Annotated in this window: 19 protein-coding genes and 1 riboswitch; of the genes, 6 read left to right on the top strand and 13 right to left on the bottom strand. The window is 66.9% G+C overall.

Annotation, left to right across the window (positions count from 1 at the left end; all coding sequences use genetic code 11):
• Both BM365_RS06970 and BM365_RS06965 read left to right on the top strand, forming a co-directional pair.
• Positions 1-684, top strand: a complete 684-nt coding sequence (locus BM365_RS06970; protein ID WP_093487792.1) for a response regulator transcription factor — start codon at positions 1-3, stop codon at positions 682-684.
• The gene (locus tag BM365_RS06965) at positions 671-2,032 is read left to right on the top strand and encodes a HAMP domain-containing sensor histidine kinase (RefSeq protein WP_093487790.1); all 1,362 of its coding nucleotides are present in this window, start codon (positions 671-673) and stop codon (positions 2,030-2,032) included. The genes BM365_RS06970 and BM365_RS06965 overlap by 14 nt, the downstream gene beginning before the upstream one ends.
• 21 nt (positions 2,033-2,053) lie before the next feature.
• Here the strand turns inward: BM365_RS06965 and BM365_RS06960 are convergent, their stop codons facing one another.
• The 3 genes from BM365_RS06960 to ahcY all read right to left on the bottom strand — a co-directional run bounded on the left by BM365_RS06960 (position 2,054) and on the right by ahcY (position 5,109).
• A complete protein-coding gene (locus BM365_RS06960) occupies positions 2,054-2,647 on the bottom strand; it encodes a hypothetical protein (RefSeq protein ID WP_093487788.1) in 594 nt (197 codons plus the stop codon).
• Positions 2,648-2,756: 109 nt separating this feature from the next.
• The gene (gene metF, locus BM365_RS06955; protein WP_093487786.1) at positions 2,757-3,584 is read right to left on the bottom strand and encodes a methylenetetrahydrofolate reductase [NAD(P)H]; all 828 of its coding nucleotides are present in this window, start codon (positions 3,582-3,584) and stop codon (positions 2,757-2,759) included.
• 85 nt (positions 3,585-3,669) lie between these two features.
• Positions 3,670-5,109, bottom strand: a complete 1,440-nt coding sequence (gene ahcY, locus BM365_RS06950) for an adenosylhomocysteinase (protein WP_093487784.1) — start codon at positions 5,107-5,109, stop codon at positions 3,670-3,672.
• Positions 5,110-5,149: 40 nt separating this feature from the next.
• A riboswitch (S-adenosyl-L-homocysteine riboswitch) is annotated at positions 5,150-5,236 on the bottom strand.
• Positions 5,237-5,385: 149 nt separating this feature from the next.
• Here ahcY and ppc point away from each other — a divergent pair.
• On the top strand, positions 5,386-8,109 hold the full coding sequence (gene ppc / locus BM365_RS06945) for a phosphoenolpyruvate carboxylase (protein ID WP_093489545.1): 2,724 nt from the start codon (positions 5,386-5,388) through the stop codon (positions 8,107-8,109).
• Between the two features lie 12 nt (positions 8,110-8,121).
• Here the strand turns inward: ppc and BM365_RS06940 are convergent, their stop codons facing one another.
• The 6 genes from BM365_RS06940 to metK form a co-directional block, all read right to left on the bottom strand.
• A complete protein-coding gene (locus BM365_RS06940) occupies positions 8,122-9,987 on the bottom strand; it encodes an ATP-binding cassette domain-containing protein (protein WP_093487782.1) in 1,866 nt (621 codons plus the stop codon).
• 48 nt (positions 9,988-10,035) lie between these two features.
• Complete coding sequence (locus BM365_RS06935) at positions 10,036-10,938, bottom strand: phosphatidate cytidylyltransferase (protein WP_233210847.1); 903 nt, start codon at positions 10,936-10,938, stop codon at positions 10,036-10,038.
• 90 nt (positions 10,939-11,028) lie between these two features.
• Positions 11,029-11,628 (bottom strand): lysophospholipid acyltransferase family protein, encoded by a 600-nt coding sequence (locus tag BM365_RS06930; RefSeq protein WP_093487778.1) that lies wholly within the window; start codon positions 11,626-11,628, stop codon positions 11,029-11,031.
• Positions 11,625-12,254 (bottom strand): CDP-alcohol phosphatidyltransferase family protein, encoded by a 630-nt coding sequence (locus BM365_RS06925; RefSeq protein WP_093487776.1) that lies wholly within the window; start codon positions 12,252-12,254, stop codon positions 11,625-11,627. Before BM365_RS06925 ends, BM365_RS06930 begins: the two co-directional genes overlap by 4 nt.
• A 64-nt stretch (positions 12,255-12,318) precedes the next feature.
• Positions 12,319-12,816 carry an acyl-CoA thioesterase gene (locus tag BM365_RS06920; protein WP_093487774.1) on the bottom strand — a complete coding sequence of 166 codons (498 nt, stop codon included), beginning with the start codon at positions 12,814-12,816 and terminating at the stop codon, positions 12,319-12,321.
• A gap of 124 nt (positions 12,817-12,940) precedes the next feature.
• Positions 12,941-14,152 (bottom strand): methionine adenosyltransferase, encoded by a 1,212-nt coding sequence (gene metK, locus BM365_RS06915; protein ID WP_093487772.1) that lies wholly within the window; start codon positions 14,150-14,152, stop codon positions 12,941-12,943.
• A 207-nt stretch (positions 14,153-14,359) separates the two neighbouring features.
• On the opposite strand from metK, the gene BM365_RS06910 reads away from it, so the two are divergent.
• The 3 genes from BM365_RS06910 to BM365_RS06900 are packed head-to-tail and all read left to right on the top strand — an operon-like array spanning position 14,360 to position 18,020.
• The gene (locus BM365_RS06910; protein ID WP_093487770.1) at positions 14,360-16,087 is read left to right on the top strand and encodes a bifunctional ornithine lipid synthase OlsF; all 1,728 of its coding nucleotides are present in this window, start codon (positions 14,360-14,362) and stop codon (positions 16,085-16,087) included.
• The gene (locus tag BM365_RS06905) at positions 16,084-16,902 is read left to right on the top strand and encodes a UDP-2,3-diacylglucosamine diphosphatase (RefSeq protein WP_093489543.1); all 819 of its coding nucleotides are present in this window, start codon (positions 16,084-16,086) and stop codon (positions 16,900-16,902) included. Before BM365_RS06910 ends, BM365_RS06905 begins: the two co-directional genes overlap by 4 nt.
• A 32-nt stretch (positions 16,903-16,934) precedes the next feature.
• The gene (locus tag BM365_RS06900) at positions 16,935-18,020 is read left to right on the top strand and encodes a metal-dependent hydrolase (protein WP_093487768.1); all 1,086 of its coding nucleotides are present in this window, start codon (positions 16,935-16,937) and stop codon (positions 18,018-18,020) included.
• 26 nt (positions 18,021-18,046) lie between these two features.
• On the opposite strand, the gene BM365_RS06895 is transcribed toward BM365_RS06900, so the two are convergent.
• The 4 genes from BM365_RS06895 to BM365_RS06880 form a co-directional block, all read right to left on the bottom strand.
• A complete protein-coding gene (locus tag BM365_RS06895) occupies positions 18,047-18,388 on the bottom strand; it encodes a hypothetical protein (protein WP_139227348.1) in 342 nt (113 codons plus the stop codon).
• A gap of 154 nt (positions 18,389-18,542) precedes the next feature.
• Positions 18,543-19,364, bottom strand: a complete 822-nt coding sequence (locus BM365_RS06890) for a class I SAM-dependent methyltransferase (protein WP_093487764.1) — start codon at positions 19,362-19,364, stop codon at positions 18,543-18,545.
• Positions 19,365-19,386: 22 nt separating this feature from the next.
• Positions 19,387-20,379 carry a tRNA dihydrouridine synthase DusB gene (gene dusB / locus BM365_RS06885; RefSeq protein ID WP_093487762.1) on the bottom strand — a complete coding sequence of 331 codons (993 nt, stop codon included), beginning with the start codon at positions 20,377-20,379 and terminating at the stop codon, positions 19,387-19,389.
• A gap of 43 nt (positions 20,380-20,422) precedes the next feature.
• Positions 20,423-21,409, bottom strand: a complete 987-nt coding sequence (locus BM365_RS06880) for a ribokinase (RefSeq protein ID WP_093487760.1) — start codon at positions 21,407-21,409, stop codon at positions 20,423-20,425.
• Positions 21,410-21,464: the final 55 nt, after the last annotated feature.

Here is a 21,464-nt window from a genome sequence, read left to right as displayed (position 1 = left end):
ATGCGCATTCTTGTTATAGAAGACAATAGCGACATCGCCGCCAACCTCGGCGATTATCTGGAGGAGCGTGGCCACACCGTCGACTTTGCGGCCGACGGTGTGACCGGGTTGCACCTGGCGGTGGTGCACGAGTTCGACGCCATCGTGCTCGACCTCAATCTGCCGGGCATGGATGGGCTGGAAGTCTGCCGCAAGCTGCGCAATGAAGCACGCAAGCAGACGCCGGTCCTGATGCTGACCGCACGCGATTCGCTCGACAACAAATTGGCCGGGTTCGATTCCGGTGCGGACGACTATCTGATCAAGCCGTTCGCGCTGCAGGAAGTCGAAGTCCGCCTCAATGCCCTCTCGCGCCGCGGCAAGGGCGTGCAGACGCGCGTGTTGGAAGTGGGCGAACTCGAATACAACCTGGATACGCTGGAAGTGCGTCGGCAGGGCAAGCTGCTGCAGCTGAACCCGACCGCGCTGAAGATCCTGCAGGCCCTGATGGAAGCCTCACCCGCCGTGGTGACCCGCCAGGAACTGGAAACCCGTGTCTGGGGCGAAGAGTTGCCTGACTCGGATTCCCTACGCGTGCACATCCACGGTCTGCGCGCCGTGGTCGACAAGCCGTTCGACTCGCCCTACATCCAGACCCGCCACGGCATCGGATACCGCATCGCCGCGCCCGATGCCAGCAACTGAGTCGCCTAAACCCCGCCGCCACCGCCGCTTCAGGCGGCGGCTGCGCACCCGCATCATCCTGTCGTTCGTCCTATTGGGGTTCGGACTGACCCTGCTCTTGGCGTTCTCCGCCAATTGGGTGCGCAATCGGGTCGAAGAAGACCTCGTCGTCGATGCGATCAGCCAGAACATCATCGAGTACCAACGCCGCTACGAAGCCAGTGGAGGCCTCGAGCGCGACCTTCGCGTCCAGACGATGCGTGGATATGCGTTTGCGCCGGACAAGTTCGAGCAGCTGAAGATCGATCAGCCCGAGTGGTATGAGCTGCCCAACGGCATCCACACGGTCAGCGGCACGGACGACGACGGGTCTCCATTCTCCTACTGGCTGGCCGTACAGAAGACGCCTGAAGCCTGGTTCTTCCTCGCGTACGACAAGACCGAATCGGTCAAGGCGAAGAGCAAGTTCAATAACGCGCTCGTCGGTGTCGTCGTCGTGTTCACCGGCATCTCCATGCTGATCGGGTGGTGGTCCGCGTCCCGCGTGATGAGTCCGGTTTCCGAGCTCGCCGCGCGCCTACGCGCCTATCGAGGCAGCAGCAATCCCCGCGCGCTGGCGCCGCATTTCCCGCAGGACGAAGTCGGCGAGCTGGCCAAGGCGTTGGATGATTACTCGGAGCGGCTGACCGAAGTCGTCCAGCGCGATCGGGAATTCAACGCAGACGTCAGCCACGAGCTGCGCACGCCGCTGGCCATCATCCGTGGCTCGGTGGAACTGATGTTGTCGCGTCCGGACATGGACGAAAAGACGCGTACGCGCATCCAGCGCATCCAGCGTGCCGAGCAGCAATGCACGGACCTGATCAGCGCGCTGCTGCTGCTGTCGCGCAACGAGCGCGGCCATGGCAATACCGATGTGGCCCGCGTGGTCGACCAACTGCTCGACTCCCACCGTGCCACGCTGGGCGGCAAGCCGCTCACGCTGCGCGTGGAGGGCGAAGAGGGCGCCAGGGTGGATTCGCCCGAGGCCGCGCTGTCCGTGGCGTTGGGCAACCTGATCGGTAATGCGGTGAAGTACACGAAGGAGGGCGAGGTCATCGTCCGCCTGCTGCCGGAGGCGGTCGAAGTCGTGGATTCCGGACCCGGCTTGAGCAAGGAAGACGCCGCGCGCCTGTTCGAACGGGGCTATCGCGGAACGCATGCCGGCCACTCCCAAGGCGGCGGCATCGGCCTGTCCATCGTCAGTCGCCTCTGTGCGCTGTACGGATGGGAGGTGGGCGTGCGGCCTGGCGACGCGAAGGGGGTGGTGGCGACGCTGCGCTTCTCCCCGATGCGGGATGCATCGGTCGATGGTCCGGAACGCAGCTGAGTCCGCAAGACGGGAAAGCGCCTAGAGCGTGATCCAGAAGCAGTTGTAAGCCCGCCGCAATCCGAACGTGGTGTTCGAAGGCGTGGCGCTGTTCTTCAACGTCTGCACCACGCGCAGACCCACGGGCCGCGAACGCTGCGTGGTGGTGGGGTAGTAGCCGTCCTGGTTGGCGTCGACGACGGCGCCTGCTGCATCGATCACCGGCGCAGGGGCCGGCCGGATGGGCACGATGTCCACGAGCGGTCGCTGTGTCACCGCATCGAGCTGGTTGAGGATGCGCAGGGCGGCGGCATCGGACACGCCGCTCCAGTGGTAGATCCCGGCCAGCCGATTGACGTCGCCTGCGCTGATCGCCATCGACACCTGCGCCACGAGGTCGCTCAGCGTGCGCGAACACCCTCCACGATAGAGCGCGCCTGCCGCTGAAGGCCCGGTGCTGCTGGCGGAAGGCAGCCGATCCATCGCTCCGATGTCTTCGCAGTTCTTGTCGGTGTAGACAGTGTCGCCACCCATGGTCGTACAGCGCTGCACGCCCTGCTGCTGCGCTCGCGCAGGCGATGCATCGAATGCGGCCCACAGGCAGAGGCTGGCGAGGAGAAGAAGCGAAACGCGCATGTCCGCAGCGTAATCCGGGCATGGCGGCCGGTCACGATGCGCATGCGCGGAGTGCGACGGCCGTTCATGTGTGGGTGGGGCGCATGGCGCGCCCCGATGTTCAGGCGGCTTAGCCCAGGCGGGACAGGACGGTCTGGGTCGGCTTGGCGAGGTTCAGCGTGTAGAAGTGGAGTGACGGTGCGCCGCCGGCCAGCAGGCGCTCGCAGAGATTGGCCACCACGTCGGCGCCGAAGTCGCGGATCGCATCGGCGTCGTCGCCCAGCGCCTGCATGCGCTTGCCGATCCAACGCGGTATCTCCGCGCCACAGGCTTCTGAAAAGCGGCGCAACTGAGCGAAGTTCGAGATCGGCATGATGCCCGGGATGATCGGGATCTCCACGCCGAGTTTGCGCACCGCATCGACGAAGTGGAAGTAGGCGTCAGGATTGTAGAAATACTGCGTGATCGCGCCATCGGCGCCGGCATCGACCTTGGCCTTGAAGTGACGCAGGTCCGTCAGCGTGTCCTCGGCTTGCGGATGTGTCTCGGGATAGGCGCCCACTTCGATATGGAAAGTGTCACCGTGCTCGGCGCGGATGAACTCGATCAGTTCCGAGGCGTAGCGAAGGTCACCGGGATGGCCCATTCCAGACGGCAGGTCGCCGCGCAGCGCGACGATGCGTTTGCAGCCCAAGGCCCGGTACAGCCGCAGCAGCTCGCGGATTTCCTCGCGGCTGCCGCCCACGCACGACAGGTGCGGCGCGGCATCGAAGCCGTGGTGCTGGTTGAGATGGCGGACCGTTTCGGAGGTGTAGCTGAGCGTGGAGCCGCCGGCGCCGAACGTGCACGACACGTACTCGGGCGAATGCGCCTTCAGCTTGTCCGCGGTGCGGTCGAGCTGTGCGCGCTGCTCATCGGTCTTGGGCGGGTAGAACTCGAACGAAACCGGGATCGGCATAGAGAGGCCCCGAGGGGCAGGCGCATCCCCGCGCCTGCCGTGGATCGAGAGGGCGGCGTCGCGCCGCCCCCGTGCGCTGCGTCGATCAGTAGCGGTAGTGGTCCGGCTTGTACGGACCGTCGACCGACACGCCGAGGTAGTCGGCCTGGTCCTTGGTGAGCGTGGTCAGCTTCACGCCGATCTTCTCCAGGTGCAGGCGTGCGACTTCCTCGTCGAGCTGCTTCGGCAGGCGATAGACGGTCTTCTCGTACACGTCCTTGTTCGCCCACAGGTCGATCTGCGCCAGCGTCTGGTTGGCGAACGAGTTCGACATGACGAAGCTCGGGTGGCCGGTGGCGCAGCCCAGGTTCACCAGGCGGCCTTCGGCCAGCAGGAAGATCGCGTTGCCGTTCGGGAACACGAACTTGTCGACCTGCGGCTTGATGTTGATGCGCTTGGCTTCCGACGCGTACAGCGCATCCACCTGGATCTCGTTGTCGAAGTGGCCGATGTTGCAGACGATGGCCTGGTCCTTCATCGCCTTCATGTGGGCGAGGGTGATGATGTCCTTGTTGCCGGTCGTGGTGACGTAGATGTCGGCCTGACCCAGGCTGTCTTCGACGGTGTTGACCTCGAAGCCTTCCATCGCCGCCTGCAGGGCGCAGATCGGGTCGATCTCGGTGACGATGACGCGGGCGCCGTACGCGCGCAGCGAGTGCGCCGAGCCCTTGCCCACGTCGCCGTAGCCGCAGACCACGGCGAGCTTGCCGGCCAGCATCACGTCCATCGCGCGCTTCAGGCCGTCGGCCAACGACTCGCGGCAGCCGTACAGGTTGTCGAACTTGGACTTGGTGACCGAGTCGTTGACGTTGATCGCCGGCACCAGCAGCTTGCCCTGCTCCGCGATCTGGTAGAGGCGGTGCACGCCGGTGGTGGTCTCTTCGGACACGCCCTTCCAGTCCTTGACCACACGGGTCCAGTAACCGGGACGCTCCTTGGCGACGCGCTTCAGCAGGTCCTTGATCACCTGCTCCTCGTGGTTGCCCGAGGCGGTGTTGACCCAGTCGCTGCCGTTCTCCAGCTCATAGCCCTTGTGGATCAGCAGGGTGACGTCGCCGCCGTCGTCCACCACCAGCTCCGGACCCGTCTGAGTGCCATCGGCCAGAGTGAAGGTCAGCGCGTCCAGCGTGCAGTCCCAATACTCTTCCAGCGTCTCGCCCTTCCAGGCGAACACCGGCGTGCCCGTGGCGGCGATCGCGGCGGCGGCGTGGTCCTGCGTCGAGAAGATGTTGCACGAGGCCCAGCGCACATCGGCGCCGATGTCCTTCAGCGTCTCGATCAGCACGGCGGTCTGGATCGTCATGTGCAGCGAACCGGTCACGCGCACGCCCTTCAGCGGCTTGACGGCGGCATGCTTGCGGCGGATGGACATCAGGCCGGGCATCTCGTGCTCGGCGATATCGAGTTCCTTGCGGCCCCAATCGGCCAGGGAAATGTCGGCGACCTTGTAGTCGCCCTCGGTGGAAAACTTGCGTACGGCGTTCATCAGTAGTGGCTCCGGGAAAGGTGGCGAGCGAGGCTCGCAGCTTGACCGGGCGCCGTTGCAGTTCCTGCCGAGCCTGGCCGTGCTTGCCTGTTGAACAGACATCACGGTCGCAGCGCCCCTCGGCGGCCAGCATTATATCTCTTGTTCCGGATGAAACGATGACGCACGCACTGGCCTGATCGGGTAGGCTTCGGAATGCTGCCCTGCAGCAGACCAATTGTCCGCAAGGACAATACCAATCCAGGCCAAATGAACCACGGGACCTTCGCAGCGCGCATGAACAGCCCCCGCAGCCTCGAATTCGCCCCACCCGATGTCCCGCTGCGTGAAGACGTGCGCAGGTTGGGGACGCTGGTCGGGGACATGCTGGCTGAACAGGTCTCGCCGGAATTCCTCGCCGAGGTGGAGCGCGTCCGGACCACCGCCATCGCGCGCCGCCAGGCCGGTGAGCCCCCGCAATCGCTGGCGGGCCTGCTCGATGGCCAGTCGCCGGCACAGGCGGAAGCGTTGATCCGCGCCTTCAGCACCTACTTCCAGGTGGTGAACATCGCCGAGCGCGTACATCGCATCCGCCGTCGGCGCGATTACCAGCGGGCCGGCAGTGCGCGACCGCAGCCGGACGGCCTGCACGACGCGCTGGCACGACTGAAGGCGCAGGGCGTCGGCCTCGAGGAACTGGCCGACTGGCTGCCGCGCATCGACGTGGAGCCGGTGTTCACCGCGCACCCGACCGAAGCGGTGCGTCGCGCGCTGTTGGAAAAAGAGCAGCTGATGGTGGCCAGCCTGATCAACGGGCTGGATGGCACGCGCACGCCTGGCGAACTGGCGACCGACACCGCGCGCTTCCGCATGGCGCTGACGTCGGCCTGGCAGACGGCGGATTCCTCGCCGGTGCGCCCGGGTGTCGAAGACGAACGCGAGCATGTCGGCTTCTACCTGATCGAAGTGCTGTATCGGGTCATCCCGGTGCTGTACGAAACACTCGAAAGCGCGATCACCGACGTGTACGGCGCCGCGCCCGACATCACGGCGCGGCTTCCGCGCGTGCTGCGCTTCGGCACCTGGGTTGGCGGCGACATGGACGGCAACCCGAACGTCGATGCGCGCACCGTCACCGCCACGCTGGACGCGCAGCGACGCGCCATTCTCACGCGCTACCTCAAGGAGCTGCGCCAGCTCACCACCCTGCTCAGCCAGTCGAGCTCGATCATCGGGGTGTCCGATGACGTCATCGCGCGCGTCGATCATTACCGCGCCCTGATGCCCGAGGCTGCGAAGAGGTCGCGGCCCCGCCATGGCGACCAGCCGTACCGCCTGCTCAACGACCTGATGCGCGCCCGTTTGCAGGCCACGCTGGAAGATCGTTCCGAAGGTTATGCGTCGCCGGACGAACTCGCGCAGGACGTTGATCTCATCCTGCACAGCTTGGAAGCCCACCGCGGCATCCATGCCGGCTGGTTCGCGGTGCGCCGGCTGGTGTGGCGCGTGCGTACGTTCGGCTTCCATCTCGCCCGGCTCGACGTGCGCCAGGAATCCAGCGTGCATGCGCGCGCGGTGGCGGCTGCGCTGAGTGATGGAGACTGGGAACAACGCGATGCGGTCGAACGCGCCGCGTTGCTGGGTCCGTACGCCAGCGGCGAGGCCGTGCTGCCGGCATCCGACCAGGAAGGCAACGAGCGCCTGGATGCGGTGTTCAAGGCCTTGGCCGATGCGCGCACGCGCCACGGCGCGGATGCGCTCGGGACCTACATCATCAGCATGGCGCACAGCCGCGCCGACGTCCTAACCGTGCTCGCGCTGGCGCGCCGGGGAGGGTTGGTCGACGACGCAGGCCAGGTGCCGCTGGATATCGCGCCGCTGTTCGAAACCATCGACGACCTGGGCCACGGTACCGACGTCTTGCGCGACCTGCTGGCCGATCCGGTCTACCGCGCTCACCTGGCCGCGCGCGGCAACGTGCAGATGGTGATGCTCGGGTATTCGGACAGCGGCAAGGACGGCGGCATCGCCGCCTCGCGCTGGGGCCTGCAGCGCGCGCAGGTGGATCTGGTGGACGCGGCACAGGAGCTGGGCATCCGGCTGACGTTCTTCCATGGTCGCGGCGGTTCGATCATCCGCGGTGGCGGCAAGACCACGCGCGCGCTGGAAGCCGCGCCGCGCGGCAGTGTCGACGGTCGCCTGCGCGTGACAGAGCAGGGCGAGGTGATCCATCGCAAGTACGGCATCCGTGCGCTGGCGTTGCGTTCGCTTGAGCAGTCGGTCGGCGCGGTGCTGCTGTCCAGCGTGCGGCCGCGCCCGCCGGAGCCGCGCGAAGCGCGCTGGCGCGAGATCATGGCGCTCGTCGCAAGCGAGAGTTCGCAGGCCTATCGCGCCTTCGTGCAGGCGCCGCGTTTCATGGACTATTTCCGCAGCGCTACGCCGATCGACGTGATCGAGCGTATGACGCTGGGTTCGCGCCCTTCGCGGCGGCTGGGCCAGGATGCGGCGCTGGGCAACCTGCGCGCGATTCCCTGGGTGTTCGCGTGGAGCCAGGCGCGCGCCGTCATCCCGGGCTGGTATGGCGTAGGGACGGGGTTGCAGGCCGCAGCAGATGCTTACGGCGAAGAGGCGCTGCGCGAAATGGCGCGCGACTGGCCGTTCTTCAAGACCTTCCTCGATGACGTCTCGATGGTGCTCGCCAAAGGCGACCTGAGCATCGCCGAGATGTACTCGAAGATGGCAGGCGACCTGCATGGGGAATTCTTCCCGAAGGTGCAGCAGGAACATGCCGCCGCCCTGCGCTGGGTGCTGGCCCTCAACGGCAACGAATGGCTGCTGCAGCACGACCAGCGACTGGCGCTGTCGATCCGGCTGCGCAATCCCTACATCGACCCGATCAGCGTGATGCAGGCCGACTTGCTGAAGCGCTGGCGCGCCAGCGAGCGCGAAGACGACGCGTTGCTGCATGCGCTCGTCGCCAGCATCAACGGCGTGTCGCAGGGCGTGCAGAACACCGGCTAGGCCGGTGCGGGTTCAGGCGTCGAGTTCCGACCAGCGCTGGTAGGCGAGGTCCAGTTCGGCCTGTCGGGCGGCCAGTTCGTCGTTCGCGCGCTGCAGGTCGGCCGGCGATTGCTGGTAGTACGCCGCATCGTTCATCGCGGCGGTGCGTGCGGCGATGTCGGTTTCCAGCGTTTCGATGCGGGCCGGCAGCTGCTCCAGTTCGCGCGCTTCCTTGAAGCTCAGCTTGCGCTTGGCGGCGACCGGTTCGGGTTGCTTCGACAGCGTGGGTTTGGCGGGCGAGGAGGGAGAAGTTGCTACCGCGGGCGCACGACGTTGCCGCAGCCAGTCCGTGTAGCCGCCCACGTAATCACCGAGCCTTCCTTCGCCCTCCAGCACCAGGGTGCTGGTGACCACGTTGTCGAGGAAGTCGCGATCGTGGCTGACCAGCAACAGCGTGCCCTTGTAATCCAGCAGCAGCTCTTCCAGCAGCTCCAGCGTCTCGACGTCGAGATCGTTGGTCGGTTCGTCCATCACCAGCAGGTTGGAGGGCTGGGCGAACAGCTTGGCCAGCAGCAACCGGTTGCGCTCACCGCCGGACAGGCGGGTGATCGGCGCACGCGCGCGCTCGGGCGAGAACAGGAAATCCTGCAGGTAACCGATGACGTGCTTGCGGCTGCCGTTGATTTCGACGAAGTCGCTGCCTTCTGCGACGTTCTCCAGCGTGGTGCGCGATTCGTCCAACTGGCTGCGGTGCTGGTCGAAGTAGGCGATCTGGAGGCCGGTGCCCAGCTTCACCTCGCCCTGCTGCGGCGCGAGTTCGCCCAGCAGGATCTTCAACAGGGTCGACTTGCCGGCGCCGTTCGGACCCACGATACCGACACGGTCGCCGCGCATGATCGTCGCGGACACGTCGTCCAGCAGCACGCGGCCATCGTAGGCCTGGGTGATGTGCTTGGCCTCGATGACCTTCTTGCCCGACGACTGCGCAGCGGCGGCTTCCATCTTCACGTTGCCGGACAGCTCGCGGCGTTGCGCGCGTTCGCGGCGCATCGCCTTCAATGCGGTGACGCGGCCTTCGTTGCGGGTGCGTCGCGCCTTGATGCCCTGGCGGATCCACACTTCTTCCTGCGCCAGCAGCTTGTCGAAGCGCGCGTTCTCCTGCGCCTCGGCGTGCAGGCGCTCCTCGCGACGGCGCAGGTAGTTGTCGTAGTCGCCCGGCCAGCTGGTCAGCTGGCCGCGGTCGATCTCGAGGATGCGCGTGGCCAGCGAGCGCAGGAAGCTGCGGTCGTGGGTGACGAAGACGATGCTGCCGCCGAAGGACTTCAGGAAGCCCTCCAGCCAGGCGATCGCCTCGATGTCGAGGTGGTTGGTGGGCTCGTCCAGCAGCAGGATGTCGGGGTCGCGCACCAGCGCTTGCGCCAGTAGCACGCGACGCTTCATGCCGCCGGACAGCGCGGCGAAGTCGGTTTCCTCCGGCAGTTCCAGCCGTTCGAGCACCTGCTGCACGCGGCGGTCCAGGTCCCAGCCGTTGCGGGCTTCGATCTGTGCTTGGGCTTCGCCCATCGCATCCATGTCACCGTCGTGCACGGCATGGTGGTACCGCGCCAGCAACTGGCCCAGGTCGCCCAGACCCTCGGCGACCACGTCGAACACCGTGCCCTGCGTGTCCTGCGGCACTTCCTGGGCCATGCGCGCGACGACCACGCCGTTCTGCACGCGGATCTCGCCATCGTCGGGCTTGAGTTCGCCGGCCATCAGCCGCATCAGCGTGGACTTGCCCATGCCGTTGCGGCCGACGATGCAGACGCGCTCGCCGGATTCGATGGACAGGTCGACGTGTTCGAGGAGAAGCGGCCCGCCGACGCTGAAGTCGACCCGCTGGAATTGCATCAAGGACATGCGCGTATTGTAGCCGGCACGGCGGGGTCTCCGCGCTGCCGTCGCGCGCTACTGGAAGCCGTAGCGGACCACGTGGAAGAACACCGGCGCGGCGAACACCACCGAGTCCAGCCGGTCCAGGGCGCCGCCATGGCCTTCGATCATGGTGCCCCAGTCCTTCGCGCCGAGGCTGCGTTTGGTGGCCGACAGCGCCAGCCCGCCCAGGAAGCCGCACAGGACGATCAGCAACGACAGCAGCGCGGACTGCACGGGCGTGAACGGGGTCACCCACCACAACGCGGCGCCGATGGCGGCGGCGGACAGACCGCCCCCCACCAAGCCTTCGACGGTCTTGGAGGGGCTCACCTTGGGCGCCAGCAGGTGTTTGCCAAACAACTTGCCGAACACGTACTGCAGGACATCGCTCAGCTGCACCACCAGCAACAGGTAGAACAGCAGCATCAGGTTCTGGCCCTCGTAGCCGGGGATGTTCAGCAACATCAGTGCCGGCGCGTGGCTCAGGCAGTAGACCGTGAGCATCAGGCCCCACTGCACCTTGGTGTTGCGCTCCAGGAAGTCCTCGGTATCGCCCTGCAGTGCGGTGACGGCGGGCAGCAACAGGAAGCCGTACACCGGGATGCACATGACGAACAGGCCGTACCAGTCCACGCCGATCAGCCAGTACTGCAGCGGGATCGCGACGTAGAAGCACAGGCACAGCGCGAGGTGGTCGCCGCGGCGCGTCGGCGTGAGGGTGAGGAATTCGCGGAGTGCGAAGAACGACAGCAGCGCGTACAGCACCAGGGTGGCGATCTTGCCGACCAGGAAGCACACCAGCAGCACACCCACCATCACCCACCAGGCGTTGATGCGGGCGTTGAGGTTGTCCACCACGGGTGAAGGCCTGCGCCTGCCCAGCACCCAGCCGATAGTCGACGCCAGCACCAGCAGCGCGATCACGCCCCCGATCATCCACCAGAACTTGCCTGGGGCCTGCGCGATGGCGGTGCGGATGAAGCCGTTGAAGGGCAGGGTATCCATGCGTCTACGTGCTTCCTTGGTTCAGGGCGCCAGTGCCTGCACCGCATCACGCGCGCGCTGCAGGAAACCGGCCTTGTCTTCGCCAGGCTCCGCCGCCAGGGGCGCGCCGAAGCGCACGGTGCAGATCAGCGGCACCGGCAGCAGGCTACCTTTCGGCATGCTGCGACGCGCATTGTCGAGATAGACCGGGATCAGCTCGACTCGTGGATAGCGTTGGGCCAGGTGATACAGGCCGGACTTGAACGGCAGCAGCGTGGCGTCGGGGTTGCGCGTACCTTCGGGAAACAGGATCAACGACGTGCCTGCGTCAAGCGCTTCGTACAGGGGCTGCAGCGGATCGGCGTCGGGATCTGTGCGCTGTCTGTCGATCAGCACTACGTTGAGGCCGGGCCCTGCGATCAGGCCCTTGAGCCCGCCACCGCCCCAGTAGTCGCGCGCCGCCACCGGGCGGGTCTTGGGGCGCAGGAAAGGGGGCAATGCCGACCACAGCGCGACGGTGTCCAGATGACTGGCGTGGTTCGCGAAATAGATGCGCTGGCGCGCCTCGGGCTGGCAGCCTATCCAGCGCGGATAGGCCCCGATCAGGGCCTTGCTGATCGCGGCCAGCAGGCGGCTGATCATGCGCTGTCGCGCGCATGCAGCGCGACCGAGATCGCACGGCTGCGGGTGATGCAGGTTACCAGCGCGCCCAAGGCAATGATCCAGGCCGCTATGCGCAGGGCCCAGTGCGTCTGTGCGAAGACCAGTTCGGCTGCGCCCAGCAGGCACGCGACCGTCAACACGGCCATGCGGTGCTGCTTGGCCATCGGTCCTCTGAAATCCTGCGGCAATCCCAGGCTGCCGCCTGCAAGTCGCACGTAGGCCGTGAGTGCGGCCGCCAGTGCGCCAAGCCAGCCCAGCCACACCGCGCCGCAGGCGTATCCGAGGGCGACGATCAGCAGCGAGTCCGCCACGCGGTCCGGGAACTCGTTGTACAGCGCGCCGGTCGGGGTCTTCTTGCCTCCCTCCATCGCGACCATGCCGTCCAGCAGATTGCAGACCAGTCGTAGCTGGATGCATATCGCCGCGACGACCAGCGCAAGCGGGGTGGCGAACCACAGCATCCCCGCACCCAGAGCGGCGAAGACGATGCTCAGCATCGAGATCTGGTTCGGCGTGACGCACGAACGCGCCAATGCGGCACTGATCGATCGGGCCCATCCACTGGCGCGGGCAGCGATGGGACGCCGGTTGGTGTCGTTCGACATGCGGTCTTCCTGACGTGTGTGACGATCCTAGCGGCAGACCGGATGCATCGCCAGTTGCGGCAACTCAGGGGTTTTCCACGGCGCGACTGCCAAGTTCGGCATGCCGGCGTTCCATCTCTTCGCGCAACTGGCGGCGCAGGCGGGCGGCGGCGAAGCGGCGGATCTCGTCCGGCGTGGACGGCTCCAGCGGCGGGACAGGGGTGGTCCTGCCGTCGTCGTCGACCGCGACCATCGTGAAGAAGCAACTGTTGGCGTGGCGCACGCTCTGCTTGCGGATGTCCTCGGCCACGACCTTGATGCCGATTTCCATCGACGACGTACCGGTGTGATTGACCGAAGCGAGGAACGTCACCAGTTCGCCCACGTTGATGGCCTGGCGGAACATCACCTGGTCCACCGACAGGGTGACCACGTACTTGCCGGCGTAGCGGCTGCCGCAGGCGTAGGCCACCTGGTCGAGCAGCTTGAGGATCGCGCCGCCGTGGACCTTGCCGGAGAAGTTGGCCATGTCCGGCGTCATCAGCACCGTCATCGAGAGCTGATGGCTCTTCAGCGATTCCATGGCGCGCCTCCTCGGGGTGAGGCGCGCAGGCTAACCGATCCCGGTGCGGCGCGCGCAGTGCCGCTTCCAAAAGAAAACGGGCCGCGTGTGCGGCCCGTTCCCGTCGGCGCGAAGGTCGCGGCGGTTACTTCAGCTTGGCGTCCTTGCGGAGCGCTTCGGCGCGGTCGGTCTTCTCCCACGAGAAGGCGGTCGCGGTGTGCTTCTTGCCGGCGGCGTCCACGTAGCTGATCTCGCGCGGCTTGCGGCCGAAGTGGCCGTAGCTGGCGGTCGGCTGGTAGATCGGGTGTTCCAGGTCCAGCATCTTGGTGATGCCGTACGGGCGCAGGTCGAAGTGCTTGCGGATCAGCTTCTCGATCACGTCGTCGCCCACCTTGCCGGTACCGAACGTGGTGACCGAGATCGAGGTCGGCTCGGCCACGCCGATGGCGTAGGAGACCTGCACTTCGCACTTGTCGGCCAGGCCGGCGGCCACGATGTTCTTGGCCACGTAGCGCGCGGCGTAGGCGGCCGAACGGTCGACCTTCGACGGATCCTTGCCCGAGAACGCGCCGCCGCCATGGCGGGCCATGCCGCCGTAGCTGTCGACGATGATCTTGCGGCCGGTCAGGCCGCAGTCGCCCACCGGGCCGCCGATGACGAACTTGCCGGTCGGGTTGATGTGCACCTTGTTCTTCGGCAGCGCGTCCAGCCACTTCTTCGGCAGCACGGGCACCAGGATCTCGGCGCGCACGGCTTCGATCAGGTCCTTCTGCTTGATGTCCGGGTCGTGCTGGGTCGACAGCACCACAGCGTCGAGGCCCAGGACGGTGTTGCCGTCGTAGCGCAGGGTGACCTGCGACTTGGCGTCGGGGCGCAGCCACTTCAGCTTGCCCTTCTTGCGCACCTTGGCCTGCTGTTCCACCAGGCGGTGGCTGTAGTACAGCGGGGCGGGCATGAATTCCGGCGCCTCGTTGCAGGCATAGCCGAACATCAGGCCCTGGTCGCCCGCGCCCTGTTCTTCCGGCTTCTTGCGGTCGACGCCCTGGTTGATGTCCGGCGACTGCTTGCCGAGCATGTTGATGATGGCGCAGGTGTGGCCGTCGAAGCCGACGTCCGAATTGTCGTAGCCGATGTCGTTGATGACCTTGCGGGCCAGCGACTCGATGTCCACCCAGGCGGTGGTGGTGACTTCGCCGGCCACGATGGCGGCGCCCGTCTTCACCAGCGTCTCGCAGGCCACGCGTGCGCGCTTGTCCTGGGCCAGGATGGCGTCCAGCACGGCGTCGGAAATCTGGTCGGCGATCTTGTCCGGATGGCCTTCGGAGACCGATTCGGAGGTGAACAGGTAGCTGGACATCAGGCTTATATCCTTTGATTCGGATGAAAAGATGGGCGCGCATGATACACGCCGGGAGCGGTGCGTGCATTCTGCGCTGTTCAGGGTTGTCCCGGGTTAAGCGGACATCAAGCGCTGCGCTGTCACCGGACTGCCAGAAAACGGAAACCGTGCTGTCGCCGGCCAGGCGCAGGCTGCGCGGCGAAACCCCGCCGCCAGCCCCTGCCCATGCACCCGCTGGAACGCCAGATCGCCGAACGCTATCCCCACTGGTTCCGCGGCCGCCGTGCGCGGCTGACCGGCCCGCTGCTGCGTACCCTGGGCCGGTGGTCCCGGCTGGACCAGGCCTACGCCTTCCTGGCCGACCACGGCCACCTGCAAGGCCTGGACTTCATCGACGCGGCCATCGATCACCTCAACCTGCGCCCGGCCGTCGACGACCAGGATGCGCGCCGGATTCCGGCGCAGGGACGGCTGCTGATCGTGGCCAACCATCCGTCAGGCGCCCTGGATGCGCTGGCGCTGCTGCAGATGGTCGGCCGGGTGAGGCGGGACGTGCGCATCGTCGCCAACGACATGCTGGCCGGTATCACGCCGATCGCCTCGCTGCTCCTGCCCGTACGCATCCTGGGCGGCAAGCCGAGTGCGGACAGCGTGCGGGCCGTCGAGCAGGCGCTGGAGGCCGAGCAGTGCGTCATCGTGTTCCCGGCCGGCGAAGTCTCCCGGCTGGGTCCGCGTGGCGTGCGCGATACCCGCTGGCGTCGCGGCTTCTTGCGCTTCGCGCGCGCCACGGGCGCGCCGGTGTTACCGGTCCGCGTGGTGGCGCGCAATTCGGCGTTTTTCTACGGCGCCTCGGCGCTGTTCAAGCCGGCGGGCACGGCGTTGCTGGCGCGCGAGATGTTCCGCCGCAGCCAGCGCCGGCTGCAACTGCATGTGGGCCAGCCGCTGCGGCTGGATCCGGCCGTCGATCCCGCCACGCTCATCGGTCAGGTGCGCGAGGCGCTGTACGCGCTCGGGCGCCGTGAAGCCAAGCCCATGGACCCGCCGTCCGAGGAGCAGGAGCCGCTGGTCGATGCGCTGGCACCTGACGCACTGGCGGCCTGCATCGACGCGCTCGACGTGCTTGGCGAGACCACGGATGGCAAGCGGATCTGTGTGGGCAAGTTGTCCGGTGGTTCGCCGCTGCTACGCGAGATCGGACGACTGCGCGAATTGACCTTCCGCGCGGTGGGCGAGGGCACCGGCAAGCGCATGGACGTGGATGCATTCGATACCTGGTACGAGCACATCGTGCTGTGGGATGCGGCGCAGCGGAAGATCGCCGGCGCGTACCGGCTGGCGCGTGGCGCGCCCGTACTGGCCGCCCAGGGGCTGAAGGGGCTCTACACCGCCTCGCTGTTCGACTACGCGGACGATGCCCTGCCGCGCCTGGCCGGGGGCATGGAGCTGGGACGCAGTTTCGTGGTGCCCGACTACTGGGGCAGCCGCAGCATCGACTACCTGTGGCAAGGCATCGGCGCCTATCTGCGCCGGCATCCCCGCGTGCGCTACCTGTTCGGTGCGGTATCGATGAGCGCGGCGTTGCCGCTGCATGCGCGCGAACAGATCGTCGCGTACTACGCGCACTACTACGGCGATCCGAACGGCGAGGCGCGCTCCCGGCATCCGTTCCGCTATACCGCCACGCCCCCTTGCTTCGACGCCCTCGAGGCGGACACCGCCTTCCGCGTCCTCAAGACCAACCTCGACACGCTGGGGGCGACGGTGCCGATGCTCTACAAGCAGTACACCGAGCTGTGCGAACCCGGTGGCGCGCGGTTCCTCGCGTTCGGCGTGGACCCGGACTTCAGCGATTCCATCGATGGCTTGATCGAAGTGGACCTGCACCGTATCCGGCCGAAGAAGCGGGAACGCTACCTGGGCGACGTGTGGCGCCCGACGGAGACCGCGGCATGAGTCCGCTGGCCGCGCCACCCCCGATGCGGCGCGCGGTCTTCGTCTCCGACGTGCACCTGGGCTCCAAGCACTGCCATGCGGCGGAGTTCGCCGACTTTCTGGCGGGCTTGCATTGCCGGCGGCTGTATCTGGTCGGCGACATCGTCGACCTGTGGTGGATGGCGCAGCGCCGCGCGTCCTGGGATGCGGCCCACAACCGCGTCATCGAAGCGCTGCACGCGCTGGCGCGAAACGGCACGGAACTGGTTTACGTACCGGGCAACCACGACAGGCCGATTCGTCGCTTCTGTGGCCTGATGCTGCCCGCCATGCAGGTCCGTCGCCGTGCGATCCACACCACGCTCGATGGGCGCAGGCTGCTGGTCACGCACGGCGACGACTACGACGGCGTCACCCACTTCGGCGGACTGCAGGAGAAGTTCGGGGACTGGCTCTACTACCGCATCCTCACCGGCAACCGCCTGACCAACCAGCTGCGTCGCCGCTTCGGCCTGCGCTACTGGTCATTAGCGGAATACCTGAAGCGCCAGAGCGATGCGGCCGAGCGCTACATCGCGCGCTTCGTCCACGCAGGCCTGGAGGATGCGCGGCGGCGGGGGCTGGATGGCATCGTCTGCGGGCACATTCACCGCGCTTCGCTGCTCCAGCGCGATGGCCTGCTGTACGCGAACGATGGCGATTGGGTCGAAAGCCTGACCGCGCTCAGCGAGGAGGCGGACGGGACGCTGTGCCTGCTGTCCCACACGGGCCAGGTGCTGGCGGAAGTCGCGCCGCGGCTGCGTCTGGTTCCGCAGGACGTGCCGCGCGCGGCGTGAGGCATCGCGCCTGCGGCTGCTAGGATCGCCGCATGGATTCCCTCAGCCAGATCGTCCTCGGCGGTGCCCTCGCGGCCGCCATCGCCCCCGCCGCCCATCGTCGCGCCGCGCTGCTCGCCGGTGCGGCCCTCGGCACGCTGCCCGACCTCGACAGCCTGCCCATCGCGCTGTTCTCGGACAACCCGGTCACGCTGATGACGGTGCATCGCAGCTTCAGCCACTCGCTGTTCGTGCTGCCGCTGGTCGGCTGGCTGCTGTGGTGGCTGTTCAAGCGCTTCGGCGATGGGCGCGTCGCGGCAGCGCCCGCGCGCTGGTTCTGGGCGATCCAGCTCGCGCTGATTACGCATCCGTTGCTGGACGCGTTCACCGTCTACGGCACGCAGCTGTGGTGGCCGCTGATGCCGGCGCCGACGATGTGGTCCAGCGTGTTCATCATCGACCCGCTGTACACGGTCTGGCTGCTGGTCGCGTGCATCGTCGCGTGGGGGCTGCGCGAGCGCATCACCGCCCAGCGCGCGCTGGTGGCGGGGTTGGTCCTCAGTACGGCCTATCTGGGGTGGTCCCTGGTCGCGAAGGCAATGGTGGATCGCGAAGCCGAGCGCACGCTCGCCTCGATGGGCCTGGGCGATGCGCCGTACTTCTCGGTGCCCATGCCGTTCAACACGTTGCTGTGGCGCGTGGTGGCAATGACGCCCGCGGGTTATGTCGAAGCCGAACGCTCGGTACTGGTCGACGAAGGCCGGATGCACTTCCGTGGCTATCCGTCCAACGTGCAGGCGCTGCGCCAGGCGCGGGGCATTCCCGCAGTGGATCGCTTGTCCTGGTTCAACCGTGGCTTTATGCGCGCGCAGGTCCGCGAGGACCGCCTGGTGCTCTCGGACCTGCGCATGGGGTTGGAACCGAACTACAACTTCCAGTTCGATGTCGCGGCCTGGAAGGAAGGGCGTTGGCAGTCCATCACTCCGGTGCAGCGGCCGTGGTCGCTCCCGGTGTCGGGTGGCGCAGGCGTGCGCCACCTGTTGGATGCCATGTGGCGACGGATCCGGGATCCCGCGGCAGGATCCGTCGCCGAGCAGTTGGCGAATGACGTGCCGCAAGGCGCTACCGGGAGTCGGTAGCGACCCACCACTACCGCGGAGGGACGTCAGCCTTCTCGGTCCTCGGGCTTCGCCGACGGAGTTGACGTCTCCTCGCGAACCTGCCGGGCGACAGCGTCCTGCGCGGGTGCGCGCTCGATCACGATGGATTCGCCACGCATCAGGCGATCGTAGTTGTGCTCGCCGACGGCATCCTTGAACTGACGTTGGACGCGATTGAAGACGATGCGGTACTCCGCATAGGGGGTGCGCGCGCCCAGCACCATGCGTACGTTGCGCTCTGTAAGGCCCGTTTCGCGAGCGAGCTGGGCGACGGTATCGTCGGCGTGTGCGGCGAGGGGAGCGATGGCCAGAACAGCCGCCATCAGGGATGCGGTTCTTGTGTTCATGGGGTTCCTCCGGGGAGGTGATTACCGCGAATGGCTGCGGTGTGCTGCAGGCCGGCAGGGGGACCGGCGGACACATCGTCGCGCCGTGTTGCGGGGCGCCCCAGTGCCGGAACGCACGGTGACTCCGGTCATGTTTACCGGGTGGTTAGCTTCGTCAGTAAACCGTTGCGCGCGCCTGCACGAAGGCATAGAAGAACACGGCATCAGGATCGTTCTGGACATCCCGCATTTCCTGGCGCATGCCGTCGACGACGTCCTGCGTGACGCGACCGGCCTGCACCAGCGCATCGGCGGCCGACAGCAGCAACTCCTCCCAGAACGCGATCAGGTCCTTGCGCCGCGCCGGTTCGCGGTTGTCGAAGTGCACCGTCTTGATCTCGGTGACGACGTCGCGGAAGCCGCCGGCCAGCAGCAGGTTTCCCAACTTCGCGCCGATGAAGGGGTCGCCGCCGCTGTCGTACTGGAAATCGTTGAACGCCATCCAGTAGCGCCACGTATTGGGCGAGTACGGATGCAGCAGGAACGACGAGTTCATCACTTCGGTGACATAGATGGACGAACCCGGCGACAACACGCGACGTACCTCGCTCAGTACGCGTGCGGGGTTGGGTACATGCTCCAGGATCCAGCACAGGAAGGCGCCGTCGAAGTCGCGCGCGCCGTACGGCAGCCGGCTCGCGTCTGCTTGCTGCAGCGTGAAGCGCTCGCGGCACCAGGGCATCTTCGCCAGGTTGTCGCGTGCGGCATCCAACTGCACTTGGTTGAGGTCCACGCAGGTCACGTGCAGGTCGGGGAACCGCCGCAACAGGATCTCGGTTTGCGCGCCGACGCCGCTGCCGACTTCGAGCAGGCGACGCACGCCGGTGTAATCCACATGGTTGAACAGCGTGCTTTCGAGCAGTCTCGCCTGCTTCACCAGGCGTGCTTGCTCCACCGAAGAGAAACCGTGCAGGTAAGGAGCGTCGGATTCCATCATGGGAGTCTCCGGAAGAAGGAAGTCACGCAGCGGTCGGCAACCGCTCGCCGGCCACTAAGGCATCGAAGTAGTCGCGGGTCAAACGCATCTGGTCTTCGGCCGTCTCAGCGCGGTTCACGACGGCACGAAACGCGAGGTTCTCGGGACGGTCCTTGGCGTACCAGCCGAGGTGCTTGCGCGCGATGCGCACGCCCTGGGGCTCGCCGTAGAACGCATGCAGCGCCTCCAGGTGGCCGATCAGGATGTCGCGCACTTCATGCAGGGACGGCGGGGCGAGGTGCTCGCCCGTGGCGAGGAAGTGCGCGATTTCGCGAAAGATCCAAGGACGGCCTTGCGCCGCGCGACCGACCATCACCGCATCGGCACCGGTCTTCGCCAGTACGTGCGCGGCCTTGGCGGGCGAATCGATATCGCCGTTGGCGACGACGGGAATGCGCAGCGTGGCCTTGATCGCCGCGATGGTCTCGTATTCGGCCGTGCCGGTGTAATGCTGGTCGCGCGTGCGGCCATGGACAGCCAGTGACGCGATGCCGCTTTCCTGCGCGATGCGGGCGATGACCGGTCCGTTGCGGTGGTCGCAATCCCAGCCGGTGCGGATCTTCAGCGTGACGGGCACGTCGACGGCCTTCACCACGGCTTCCAGAATCCGGCCCACCAGTGCCTCGTCGCGCATCAGCGCGGAGCCCGCCCAGGCGTTACAGACCTTCTTGGCCGGGCAGCCCATGTTGATGTCGATGATCTGCGCGCCATGATCGGCGTTGTAGCGCGCGGCATTCGCCAACTGCTCCGGCTCGGTGCCCGCGATCTGCACGCTGATGGGGCTGGGTTCGCCGTCGTGATCCATTCGGTGCAGCGATTTGGCCGTGTTCCAGAAGCGCGGATCGCTGATGGTCATTTCCGACACCGCCAGGCCGGCGCCCAGCCGCTTGCACAGCAGGCGGAACGGCTTGTCGGTGACGCCGGCCATGGGGGCCAGCATCACCGGCGGGTCGATGCGGTAAGGGCCGATCTGCATGGCGGCATTATCCGCCGTCGGCTCCGGCGGGGGAACCGCCGGCTCAGTCGGCGAAACGCGCCTGGAGATCGGCCCGCAGGGGCATGGCCAGTGCCGCGCCGGGCCGTTCGGTCGACAATGCGGCGAATCGATTGGCGAAGCGCACGTGATCGGCGAAGGTCGGCACGCTGTTCTCCGCCAGCGATGCGGCCAACGCACCGTTGAAGGCATCGCCCGCGCCAGTGGTGTCGACCACCGCGGCGGCTTCGGCGGCAACACGGTAGTGCGGTCGCGGGTCGCCGCGCAGCGCTTCGTCCGGGTGGGACACGTAGACGCCGGTCGCGCCCAGCGTCACGACCACCGTGCCATGCGGGAACAGCTGCCGGCAGTGCTGGTGCAGGGTGACGCCGTCGAGCGTGGCCACATCGTCGGCGCTGATCCGCTCACCAAGGTGGCGGGCGAGCAGGGCGGCGAATTCGGTTTCGTTGGGGGTGATGACGTCGGCATGCGCGAGCAGCTCGGTCGTGGTGGCGGCATTGGCCGGCGCCGGATTGAGCACTGTGGTGATGCCCTGCTGGCGGGCGGCCTGCAACGCGGCGAGCACCGTGTCCGTCGGCGATTCGAGTTGCGCGAGCACGACGCCGGCCACGGCGAAGATAGCGGACTGGGCATTCACGTGGTCCGTGGACAGCGCAGCATTGGCGCCTGCGCCAATGACGATGGTGTTGCGGCCGTGCGTATCCACGTAGATGCCGGCGGTGCCGGTAGGTTCATCGCTGGCCTGGGCGCGCAGATCCAAGCCGTCGCCTGCGGCCAGGTCGCGCGCAAGGCGACCGCCGGCGTCGTCGCCCAGCGCGCAGACGAACGTGGTCTCCGCACCCGCGCGCACGGCCGCGATCGCCTGATTGAAGCCCTTGCCGCCGGGGCCGCTGGCGTACCGCCCGGCAATGGTCGCGCCTGCCGCCGGCAACGCATCGCAGCGCCACACGTGGTCGACATTGAACGAGCCCACGACAATCACGCGGGCAGGGGAGGGCGAGGACGTACTCATGGCGCGATACCTGAAGTCCGGGCCGCGGCAACGCCGCGGTCACGGAAAGGAAACG

It is taken from the genome of Pseudoxanthomonas sp. YR558, from assembly GCF_900116385.1.
GTDB lineage: Bacteria > Pseudomonadota > Gammaproteobacteria > Xanthomonadales > Xanthomonadaceae > Pseudoxanthomonas_A.
Note: the sequence above shows the minus strand (reverse complement) of the source record. Positions and strands in the feature narration are given on the sequence as shown.